Below are 12,075 nucleotides of genomic sequence, written 5' to 3' on the forward strand. Positions count from 1 at the left end.
GGACATTGATGCTTTTGCAAAGAAGCACATGTCCATAAACTGGGTTACAGAACGTACCAAACAGCTTAAAAATGTAGGCTAAATTGGGAACGTTAAACTGGACACCCTAGCAAATAATTCCTTTACGATATCACAGAAGCCAAAGATATCAGCTAATCTAATGCTTTTCTACAGGACACCTACTATACAGGGGATTTGGGATCTGGAAAGCAACTGGGGGGCTAATGTTGGTGTTCGCTACTCATTCTTAAAGGACAATGCTATATTAAGTTTACAATGCAATGATGTTTTTGAGTCAATATATCCTAATACTAAGGTTCGCTTTGAAATCCAAAATCAGGATGTAAATCAGAATGCATATAAACGTAATATCACATTAAGTTTTACATATAAATTCAAGGGATATAAGGATAAAGGTCATAAAGAAGTTGATACATCCCGTTTTGGTATTCAATAATATATCATTCTTGATAGAACTTTTCAATATTCTAAATCAGCCTCATATTGGCTGCGATGCCCACGGCCTCAGTGATGTTTTCTGCGTGTAGTTTCTCAAAGAGTTTCTTCTTGTGAAACTTTACGGTATTGGCATCAATGAAGAGAGTTTCTCCAATCTCCGTGTTCGACATTCCTTTGACGGAGAGCTGGAGAATCTCTTTTTCACGGTCGGAAAGAATCAGTTCCGGCTGTTTTCTCCATCTTCTGCCCTCGAACGAGTAGAAATACCTGTCACTACATGTATGGTCTGAAATAACTACATCTCCGATATTTTTTTCAGGTGAAAGTGAAACTGTACATAGAGCCAGCCATATATCCCCCTTGTCACTCAGCAAGGCAGGTGTCAGTTTGTGGTGGATAAGGTGCGAATGCTTTTCTGATGTGCGGATATGAAAGTTATACTCGATAGACAAGTCAAGTCTTTTTTCTACCGGCTGGTCATAGTAAAACCGGAATCCGGCTTCGTTGATTTCCATAAGACGGTTTATCTCGTCAGACGGAACGACATCAAAATAAAAGGCATAACCTTTCTGTTGCACATCTTCCGGTGAATGACCGCAGAGGAAAAGCGGGTTGGACGATACGTAAAGGAAGTTCTTGCGGTTATAGTCTATGATATACAGACTGTGGTTTGTATTGCGTGCCAGAGCGTTGGCCATGGCAATACATACATCGGTTTTTGAATAATCACTGTCTGGTATTTGTATGTCTGTATTTATAGGGCGAAAGAAATTGTTTATAATATTCTGTTGCATTTGATTCTTTGAGCAAAATAATAAAAATAGATATAATGAAAATACAAAAATAGGAACCAATCCCCTTTATAAAGAAATAGGTTCCTGTTTTTTTTGTGTTCAAATTATTCAGAATGCTTCTTTACGCTTTCCGCTTGTAATAATCAGATATATACCGAGTAGAATGAGCGGTACACTGAGCCACTGACCTATGTTTAGTGTCATGCCTACTTCTTCTGCTACTTGCGGATTTTTGATGAATTCAAGTCCGAGACGTGCTCCAAAGAATATCAGAAGCGAAACTCCTGTTATGAGTCCGATTCGTTTCTGAAGACCGAACTTGTGATATGCCAGCCATGAGAATATAAAGGCTACCGCACAATACAGCATTTCGTATATCTGTGTAGGATGGCATGCTTGTGCCACTCCGTTCTGGTTGTAGAGCTCTTGCCATTCGCGTGAACGTACAAATTCAAATCCCCATGGAAGGTCGGTTGGATAGCCGAATATTTCGGAGTTCATCAGATTGCCGAAACGGATACATGCACAGACCACTGCCACTGCAGGTATCAGACGGTCGAACAACCACCATACGCTTTTGTGTGTAACCTTTTTGGAATACCATATCAGGGCAAGTATCAATGCGAATACTCCTCCGTGACTGGCAAGTCCACCTTTCCATATTTTAAGTATCTCTAATGGATGTGAGCCATAGTAATCCCATTCGTAGAACAGACAGTGTCCCAAGCGTGCTCCTACAACGGCACTTACTATACAGTAAACAAACAGTTTGTCTGCCCAGTCGTCTGGGTGACCTTCTTTCTTGAACAGGCGTGAGCCCATTTCGTATGCCAGGATAAATCCCAAGCCCCACATTAGTCCGTACCATCTCAGTTCTATGGAACCAAGACGTAGAAGTATGGGATCAACGTCCCAAACGATGCTTCCTAAAATCATGTTTCTGAGTTTTTTTGATTTATATGTGCAAAGGAAATAAAAAAATCTCTCTCCCAAAACGAATAGGGAAAGAGATTTTATGGAAAGATTGATAAATAGTCTGATTATACCAGATGAGCGATAAGTTCTTCGCGGTCGCCTTCAAGAAGGTCGATTACCGGAACTTCAATCATTGTGTAGCAGCCTGGCTGCTGACGCATAGAAGCACGTGCCACGCAAACAAGTACCTGAGCAGTAAGAGCTGGGTTGTTGATCTTCATATCAAATTCGAACAGCTGGTTGTGTGTCTTACCGGAAACACCTTTGCGTACAAGGTTTACACCGTGGCCAACATCGTTGAGGTCGTCAACACAAGGAACCTGGATAACGTGTGTTTCGTCGTTTATGAAATATGCGTCCGACTTGATGGATGCTTCTACTGTCTTGAAGTCTGCACCTTCTTCAAGTTCTACATATACCATACGGCGGTGGATACCTGTACCTACAGGGATTGTCATTGACAATGCATCTTTAACACCTGCGATGGCGCGTACGGCAACAGAGTGTCCCATGCTGCGGCCCGGACCGAAGTTAGTGTATGTGATACCTTTTGGAGCGATAGCTTCAAGAAGTGTACGTACTACAGAGTCGCTTCCCGGGTCCCATCCTGCAGCGATGATTGAAACTGCGTTGTGTGCTTTTGCTGTTTCGCCCAATGTGCGGCGCAAAGATGTGATTTGTGTGTGTATGTCGAAACTGTCAACTGTATTGATACCCAATGCAAGGATTTCCTTTGCGTACTGCTCTACGCTGCGTGTAGGAGTTGCAAGAATTGCTACGTCAACGTCTTCAAGTTCTTTGATGTCTTTTACAACTTTATATGGTGCAAGTTCTGCTGGTTTGTTGGCATCACCATTACGGCGAACTACACCTGCAATCTCAAAATCAGAAGCAGCTTCAAGTGCTTCGATTGTAAACTTTCCAATGTTTCCGTAACCTACTACGGCAGCTCTAATTTTTTTCATAATTTTATTGGTGTTTAATTGTTTATTCTTTTCTGTTTTGTTACAAGAAATATATCCTGTATTTTTGACGCTGCAAAAATAAAAAATTAGAATTGTTCTAAAGAGAAAAAGGAGGAGGTTTTTTGAAATATTTCGAGAGTAACTTACAATTTATAACTTTGTTATGCTTATTTTTGCCGTTAAATTATAATTTATAATCAAAATATGATTGAATATATAAAAGGAAAACTTGATGATGTTACTCCTACGATGGCGGTAGTTGACTGCAACGGAGTGGGGTATGGCGTGAATATCTCGTTGAACACATTCTCTGCCATACAGGGGAAAAGTGATGTTAAGCTATATATATACGAAGCTATAAGGGAAGATGCTTATGTACTTTACGGTTTTGCAACCAAACAGGAAAGGGAGCTTTTCCTTATGCTGATAACTGTGTCGGGAATTGGCGGTAATACGGCAAGAATGATTTTATCGGCTTTAAGTCCTTCCGAGTTATGCAATGTGATAAGCTCTGGAAATGAAAAGCTGCTGAAGATGGTCAAGGGTATCGGTCTGAAGACTGCACAGCGTATAATAGTGGAACTTAAGGACAAGATACAAAATATAGGTGTAGAAAGCACCGGAAATGTTTCTACACCTATATCTGCTGCCAATAATGAAATATATGAAGAGGCAGTTGCGGCTTTGACTATGTTGGGATTTGCACAGGCACCGTCGCAGAAGGTTGTCGGACAGATTCTTCATGAAGAACCGGATGCTCCTGTACAGAAAGTCATCAAGATTGCCCTTACAAGACTAAGGTGACGGTGGATTATTCCACAGTCACTGATTTTGCAAGATTTCGTGGACGGTCGACATCCAGTCCCCTGCATACTGCTATATGGTATGCCATGAGTTGTAGCGGAATGGATGTTACCAGAGCGTCCAGACACTCAGGTACCGCAGGCACCGGGATGCTGAAATCGGCAAGAGAGCTGATTACCGTGTCGCCCTCTGTAACAATGGCAACCACTCTTCCGCCACGTGCCTTTATCTCCTGAATGTTGCTCAGAACCTTGTCGTAGAGAGGTGAGTTGGTCGCGATGACCACTACCGGCATTTCGGCATCAATCAGCGCAATCGGTCCATGTTTCATTTCTGCTGCCGGATATCCTTCGGCATGGATATATGAGATTTCCTTAAGCTTCAGTGCGCCTTCCAGTGCTATCGGGAACGAATAACCGCGTCCTAAATAAATGAAATTGCGTGCGTATGTAAACATTCTTGACAGACCGGCTATGTAGTCATTCTGTTTTAGTACCTGACGCATCTTATCCGGTATATCATTTAGTGAAGATACTATTTCTTTGTATTCATCCGGTGAAATAGTTCCCATTTCCTGTGCCAGAGACAGTGCAAACATCAGAAGTACGGTAACCTGACCGGTGAATGCTTTTGTTGATGCCACACCGATTTCTGGCCCTACGTGTATATAAGAACCTGAGTCGGTTGCACGTGCAATGGATGAACCAACCACATTACATATTCCATAAACAAAAGCTCCGCTGTTATGGGCAAGTTCAATCGCGGCAAGTGTGTCGGCTGTCTCTCCGCTTTGCGAAATAGCCATTACTACGTCGTCCGGCAAAATGACAGGATTACGGTAACGGAATTCCGAAGCGTATTCCACTTCTACTGGTATGCGGCACATTGTTTCGATGAGTTGTTTCCCTATCAGCCCGGCATGCCATGATGTACCGCATGCCACGATTATGAAGCGTCGTGCTTTTATGAACTTTTCCCTATGTTCTTTTACGGCCGAAAGCAATATTGACATTGTTTCCGGGTTAAGACGGCCACGCATACAGTCGGCTATACATTCAGGCTGATCGAATATTTCCTTTATCATGAAATGAGGATAGCCTCCTTTTTGCAGCTGTCCGATGTTCAATGCGATAGTCTGTGCCTCATGCGAACATTCCACATTGTCAAGGTCGACAATTTTGATAGGTTCGCCATTTTTAAGAACGGCGATTTCACCATCGGAAAGATATATTACCTTATTTGTATATTCTACTATCGGAGTAGCATCCGATGCAAGAAAATACTCGTCTTCTCCAATTCCAACCACTAATGGACTACTTTTCCTGGCAGCAATGATAGTTTCTGGATGATTGTTGTCTATTACTGCTATGGCGTATGCTCCAATCACCTCTTTTAATGCCAACTGAACAGATGTCAGAAGATCCAGATTTCCTTCTGTTTGGATATAATCAATCAGTTGCACCAATACTTCTGTGTCAGTACTGCTTTTGAATACATATCCTTTATCTATAAGTTTCTGTTTAAGCAGAGCATAATTTTCGATAATTCCATTATGTACTAATGCCAGACGACCACTCATTGAAGTATGAGGATGTGAATTAATTGTACTTGGTTCACCATGAGTTGCCCAACGTGTGTGAGCAATGCCGGTTGATGCTGATATATCTTTTCCTGCTACTGTTTGTTCTAAATCTGCTACTTTTCCTACTGATTTATAAACTTTCAGATCTCCTTTAGTATTTATAAGTGCTACTCCAGCACTATCGTATCCCCTGTACTCCAATTTACGGAGACCTTCTACAAGCACAGGCCATGCCTGACGCTTGCCAATGTATCCTACGATTCCACACATATTTATATACTTGTTTCCATTCATTACAAAAATAAGTATTTCCTGTTTAAAGAATATGTTTTATAATATGTGTATTTTGATTTATTCAAACAGCTTATTATAAATTATAATATAAATACATGCTTTTGATTATAATTTAATTTTATTGTATATGGTATATCTTCGTTTTGTAATCATTGAATGAAGGCTACTATCTTTTTTTAAAGAAACTGAGGCTGAAAGTAATCACAAAAAACATAAATATATATTTTTGCGGTACAAAATAATACATACAAACGAGATTTTAGTACATAAAGAAACCAAAACACAATGAAAGAGAATCATTTTATCAGAGAAAACGCTCCTCAGGGATTGTATAGTCCGGCAAATGAGCATGACGCTTGTGGTGTAGGAATGATAGTCAACCTACACGGCGCAAAGTCGCATGAACTGATAGACTCTGCCTTGAAGGTGTTGGAGAACATGAAGCACCGTGGAGCAGAAGGAGCCGACAGCAAGACGGGTGATGGTGCAGGTATCATGATTCAGATACCGCATGAATTTATTCTTCTACAGGGTATTCCGGTTCCGGAAAAAGGTAAATATGGCACGGGTCTTGTGTTTATGCCTAAGGACAAAGATGTCCAGCAAGACATAATGAGTGTGATGATAGAGGAAATTGAAAGGGAAGGCATGACACTGATGCATGTTCGTACAGTCCCTGTAAATTCAGATATTTTAGGTAAGGACGCGCAAGCTACAGAACCTGACGTGAAGCAGATTTTCGTAACAGCCGGAGCAGATGAACCGGAATTGGAGAAGAAGCTGTATATCATCAGGAAAAAGATAGAGAATAGAATACAACACAAAGACTTCTATATAGTGTCACTTTCCAGTAAGAATATGGTGTATAAGGGTATGCTTACTTCTACACAACTTCGTGAATATTATGCAGACCTTACACAGCCATACTTTACCAGTGCGCTGGCTTTGGTACATTCACGCTTCAGTACGAATACGTTTCCTACATGGAGTCTGGCACAGCCTTTCCGTATGATGGCTCATAACGGTGAGATTAACACAATACGTGGTAATCGTGCTTGGATGGAAGCCAGAGAAAGTGTTCTTTCGTCTGAAAAATTGGGTGATATATCAAAGATACGTCCGATAATTCAGCCTGGAATGAGCGACAGTGCTTCAATGGACAATGTCCTTGAATTTTTCGTTATGTCCGGACTTAGTCTGCCTCATGCGCTGGCGATGATGGTGCCTGAGTCTATAAATGAGAAGAACCCTATCAGCCAGAAGCTTAAAGACTTCTATGAATATCATTCCATACTTATGGAACCGTGGGACGGTCCTGCCGCACTGCTTTTCAGCGATGGAAGATATGCCGGAGGAATGCTTGACAGAAACGGATTGCGTCCTGCCAGATGGCTGGTTACGAAGAACGGAACAATGGTAGTTGCCAGCGAGACAGGTACCATTGGTTTCAACCCTGATGAAATAGAGGCTAAAGGAAGATTGCAGCCTGGAAAGATATTATTGATAGATACACAGGAAGGTAAAATATATTACGATAAAGAAGTTAAGGAAGATCTGGCATCGGCTTTGCCTTATACAGAATGGTTGGCAGCCAACAGAATTGAGCTCGATACTTTGCGTAGTGGACGTAAGGTGGAAAACTCTGTGAAAGATGCAGGAAGAAAACTCCGTATCTTCGGATATACCCGCGAAGACATTGAGCGTACTCTTACTCCGATGTGTGCGGCTGGAGCAGAACCTACAGCATCTATGGGTAATGACACTCCTTTGGCGGTATTGAGTGAAAAGCCTCAGTCGGTGTTCAATTATTTCCGTCAGCAGTTCGCACAGGTAACCAATCCGGCTATCGACCCTATTCGCGAAGAGTTGGTTATGTCGCTCACAGAATATATCGGTGCCGTTGGAAATAACATTCTCAGTCCTAGTGCGGGACACTGCAAGATGGTGCGTCTGCCGCATCCTGTTCTTACAAATACACAGCTTGATATTCTTTGCAATATCAGATACAAGGGGTTCAGCACTGTCAAGCTGAAAATGGTATTCAAGGCTTCGGATGGTGAGGACGGACTTCGCCGGGCGATAGAAAGTCTGTGCAAGAGTGCGGAAGAAGCAGTTGATGCCGGTGCAAACTATATTGTGCTTTCGGACAGGGATGTAGATGCCGAATATGCTCCTGTGCCGTCGCTTGTGGCTGTAAGCGCGGTTCATCATCATTTGATTTCGGTACAGAAACGTGTACAGACTGCGTTGATAGTGGAAAGTGGCGAAGCGCGCGAGGTGATGCATGCAGCATTGCTCCTGGGATATGGAGCGAGTGCCATCTGTCCGTATATGGCCTTTGCAGTGATAGACGGACTGGTGAAGAAGGGCGACGTGCAGCTTGATTACGCTACTGCTGAGAAGAACTATATAAAGGCTCTCTGCAAAGGATTATATAAGGTGATGAGTAAGATGGGTATCAGTACTATACGTTCATACCGTGGAGCTAAGCTGTTTGAGGCTGTAGGTTTGAATTCCGAGGTTATGAGAAGATATTTCGGTACTGACGTGTCTACAATAGGTGGAGCAAGTATCGGCGATATAGCTCATGACTACCTCAGATTCCATCGTTCGGGTGTCGCTATATCTGAAGATGAGGCAGGAGGATTGCTTGATCATATCGGTCTGTTCTCATTCAGAAAAGACGGTGAGCAGCACGCATGGAATCCTGATACAATAAGTCTGCTGCAGCTTGCTACACGCACGGGCAGTTATAAAAAGTTCAAGGAATTTACTGCCAAGTCCGATAAAAAGGAAAATCCTATTTTCCTTCGCGACTTTTTCGGTTTCCGCAGAAATCCTATCAGCATAGATCAGGTAGAGCCTGTAGAAGAAATTGTTAAACATTTTGTTACCGGTGCGATGTCGTTCGGTGCAATCAGCAAGGAAGCTCATGAGGCTCTTGCATTGGCAATGAACAGTCTTGGAACGAGAAGTAATACCGGTGAAGGTGGTGAGGACAGCAGCCGATTCTCTGATATCTATCATGCCGAAGACGGGGATATCAGTCTGTGCAGCAAGACCAAGCAGATTGCTTCGGGACGTTTCGGTGTGACAACTGAATATTTGGTGAATGCCGAAGAAATTCAGATTAAGGTGGCACAGGGAGCAAAGCCTGGCGAGGGTGGTCAGTTGCCGGGATTCAAGGTGGACGAGGTTATTGCCCGTACGCGTCATTCCATCCCGGGTATATCTCTTATCTCGCCTCCACCTCATCACGATATATATTCTATAGAAGACCTTGCACAGTTGATTTACGACCTTAAGAACGTCAATCCGCGTGCGGCAATAAGCGTTAAGCTGGTGGCTGAAAGTGGTGTTGGTACCATCGCTGCCGGTGTGGCAAAGGCTAAGGCTGACCTGATAGTGATTTCAGGAGCCGAAGGTGGTACAGGTGCTTCTCCTGCTTCATCAATGAGATATGCCGGTATTCCGCCTGAGATAGGTCTGAGCGAGACACAGCAGACTCTTGTGCTGAACGGACTGAGAGGACAGGTACGTTTGCAGACCGACGGACAGCTGAAAACCGGACGCGACATTATCAGCATGGCGCTGCTGGGAGCAGAGGAATTTGCTTTTGGTACTGCGGTTCTGATAGTATTGGGATGTGTGATGATGAGAAAATGTCATACCAACCTGTGCCCTGTGGGTGTGGCTACTCAGGATGAAAAGTTGCGTGAACATTTCCGCGGACACTATAAATATGTTGTCAACTATTGCCGCTTCCTGGCCGAGGAAGTAAGAGAATATCTGGCTGAAATGGGATTCACCAGACTGGAGGATATAGTGGGACGTACAGACCTTATCGAAATTGAAGCTTCTGACAAGAAAGGAAAGATGGCAGGACTGGATTTCAGCAGAATCCTGTATATGGTGGACGGCAGTGCGGATATACATCACACTGCAGACAAGCCTCTGGATCTGCTTGGCATAAAGGACAGAGCCATGATAGCCGCAGCAAAAGACGCGTTGGAAGGTGGCAAGCCTGTGGAATTGGAATATACTATTTCGAATACAGACCGCTCGGCAGGCGCAATGCTTTCGGGCGAAGTGGCAAGAAGATACGGTCATGCCGGATTGCCGGACGGCACTATCAACGTGAAGTTCAAAGGTTCGGCAGGACAGAGCTTCGGAGCGTTCCTTACTTCGGGAGTGACATTCCGTCTGGAAGGTGAGGCTAACGACTACGTTGGAAAAGGACTTAGTGGCGGACGTATCTGCCTGTTGCCTCCGTCAGGTTCGCTGTTCGATGCATCGAAGAATACTATTGCGGGTAATACCCTGATGTATGGTGCCACTAAAGGTGAGGTTTATATCAACGGACGTGTGGGCGAGAGATTTGCGGTGAGAAACTCGGGTGCAATAGCCGTAGTGGAAGGAGTTGGCGACCACTGCTGTGAATATATGACAGGTGGACGTGTGGTTGTACTTGGCGATACAGGAAGAAACTTTGCTGCCGGTATGAGTGGTGGTATAGCGTATGTGTGGGATCCTGAGCATAATTTCGACTATTTCTGCAATATGGAGATGGTGGAACTTAATCTTCTTGATGATTCTGCATCACGCAAGGAGTTGAAGGAACTTATCGAACGTCACTGGAGATTTACCGGTTCGAAACTGGCCCGCACTCTGCTTGACGAATGGCCGAGTCATATAGATGAATTCATTCAGGTGACTCCGATAGAATACAAGCGCGTTCTGGCTGAGGAACAGATGAAGAAACTGCAGCAGAAGATTGCGGAGGTACAGAGAGACTATTAATCCTCAGCTCTTAATTTTTAATTATTAATTATTAATTGCCATCATGGGAAATCCAAAAGCATTTCTAAATATACCTCGACAAGAGGCCGGCTACCGTCCTGTTCACGAACGTGTGGCCGATTACAGTGAAGTGGAACAGACACTTAACACAAGCGAACGTAAATTGCAGGCCAGCCGTTGCATGGACTGTGGAGTACCATTCTGCCATTGGGCATGTCCTCTGGGCAATCGTCCTCCTGAATTTCAGGATGCATTGTGCAAGGGCGACTGGCGCAAGGCATACGAGATATTGAGCGCTACAAACGACTTTCCTGAGTTTACAGGACGTATCTGTCCGGCGCTGTGTGAGAAATCGTGTGTACTGAAACTCAGTATCGACTCTCCTGTAACTATCCGCGAGGACGAGGCTGCCGTAATCGAGGCGGCATTCCGCGAAGGATATATCGCGCCGAAGAAATACGAAAGAAACGGAAAGAAGGTAGCCGTAATCGGTTCGGGACCTGCCGGACTGGCGGCTGCAAACCAGCTGAACCGTCGTGGCTACGAGGTTACGGTGTTCGAACGTGACGAAATGGCGGGCGGTCTGCTCCGATATGGAATACCGAACTTTAAGCTTGGAAAGAACATCATAGACCGCCGTATCAGGATAATGGAGGCGGAAGGTATCGTCTTCAAGACAAATTCAGAGATTGACCTTACAAAATTGCCTGAAGGTTTCGATGCATACGCCGTATGTACAGGAACTCCACAGGCCAGAGATCTGGCAATACCCGGACGCGAACTCTCCGGTATTCATTTTGCCATGGAGATGCTGGCTCAGCAGAACAGAGTGCTTGCCGGACAGGAAATTGCGGAGAAGGAGAGAATCTCTGCCCGCGGAAAGCATGTACTGGTTATCGGTGGTGGTGATACTGGTAGCGACTGTATCGGTACTTCACACCGCCAGGGGGCTCTGAGTGTGACTCAGATTGAAATCATGCCTAAACCTCCTGTAGGACATAATCCTGCTACTCCTTGGCCACAGTGGCCAGTAGTGCTGAAAACAAGCTCAAGCCACGAGGAAGGCTGTACACGCCGCTGGTGTCTGAACTCGAATAAGTTTGTAGGCAAAAACGGAAAGGTGACAGCTGTGGAAGTGGAAGAAGTGGAATGGATTCCGGCAGCAGATGGCGGACGTCCTACAATGAAACCTACCGGCAAGAAAGATACTATCAAAGCAGACCTTGTTCTGTTGGCAATGGGATTCCTGAAACCGCAGATGCCGGAACTTCCTAAGAATGCGGTTGTAGCCGGTGATGCCGCTACAGGTCCGTCGCTCGTAGTGAAGTGTATTGCTGCCGGACGAAAGGCAGCTGCAGAGATAGATAAGATGTTTTAAGTTTTTTTAGTTTATAAGTTTTTT

At 44.2% G+C, this 12,075-nt stretch carries 8 protein-coding genes; 4 read left to right on the forward strand and 4 right to left on the reverse strand.

Features of this window, described 5'->3' with window-relative positions; translation table 11 throughout:
* The first annotated feature begins 97 nt into the window (after positions 1–97).
* Positions 98–457, forward strand: coding sequence for an outer membrane beta-barrel protein (locus H6A27_RS15590; RefSeq protein WP_420867854.1), 360 nt, complete (start codon positions 98–100; stop codon positions 455–457).
* A 31-nt stretch (positions 458–488) separates the two neighbouring features.
* On the opposite strand, the gene H6A27_RS10355 is transcribed toward H6A27_RS15590, so the two are convergent.
* The 3 genes from H6A27_RS10355 to H6A27_RS10365 form a co-directional block, all read right to left on the reverse strand.
* On the reverse strand, positions 489–1,253 hold the full coding sequence (locus H6A27_RS10355) for a helix-turn-helix transcriptional regulator (protein ID WP_204508621.1): 765 nt from the start codon (positions 1,251–1,253) through the stop codon (positions 489–491).
* Between the two features lie 108 nt (positions 1,254–1,361).
* A complete protein-coding gene (gene lgt / locus H6A27_RS10360) occupies positions 1,362–2,186 on the reverse strand; it encodes a prolipoprotein diacylglyceryl transferase (protein WP_204508642.1) in 825 nt (274 codons plus the stop codon).
* A gap of 107 nt (positions 2,187–2,293) precedes the next feature.
* Positions 2,294–3,193: a diaminopimelate dehydrogenase gene (locus H6A27_RS10365; RefSeq protein WP_204508622.1), complete on the reverse strand. Its 900-nt coding sequence runs from the start codon at positions 3,191–3,193 to the stop codon at positions 2,294–2,296.
* Positions 3,194–3,397: 204 nt separating this feature from the next.
* Here H6A27_RS10365 and ruvA point away from each other — a divergent pair, with 204 nt between their 5' ends.
* Positions 3,398–3,997: a Holliday junction branch migration protein RuvA gene (gene ruvA / locus H6A27_RS10370; protein ID WP_204508623.1), complete on the forward strand. Its 600-nt coding sequence runs from the start codon at positions 3,398–3,400 to the stop codon at positions 3,995–3,997.
* Positions 3,998–4,004: 7 nt separating this feature from the next.
* Here the strand turns inward: ruvA and glmS are convergent, their stop codons facing one another.
* A complete protein-coding gene (gene glmS, locus H6A27_RS10375) occupies positions 4,005–5,849 on the reverse strand; it encodes a glutamine--fructose-6-phosphate transaminase (isomerizing) (protein ID WP_204508643.1) in 1,845 nt (614 codons plus the stop codon).
* Between the two features lie 309 nt (positions 5,850–6,158).
* Between glmS and gltB the strand changes: the two genes are divergently transcribed.
* The gene (gltB, locus tag H6A27_RS10380; RefSeq protein ID WP_204508624.1) at positions 6,159–10,673 is read left to right on the forward strand and encodes a glutamate synthase large subunit; all 4,515 of its coding nucleotides are present in this window, start codon (positions 6,159–6,161) and stop codon (positions 10,671–10,673) included.
* A 43-nt stretch (positions 10,674–10,716) separates the two neighbouring features.
* On the forward strand, positions 10,717–12,051 hold the full coding sequence (locus H6A27_RS10385; RefSeq protein WP_204508625.1) for a glutamate synthase subunit beta: 1,335 nt from the start codon (positions 10,717–10,719) through the stop codon (positions 12,049–12,051).
* Positions 12,052–12,075 lie beyond the last annotated feature (24 nt).

The organism is Bacteroides caecigallinarum, assembly GCF_016902295.1.
Taxonomy (GTDB): domain Bacteria; phylum Bacteroidota; class Bacteroidia; order Bacteroidales; family Bacteroidaceae; genus Phocaeicola; species Phocaeicola caecigallinarum_A.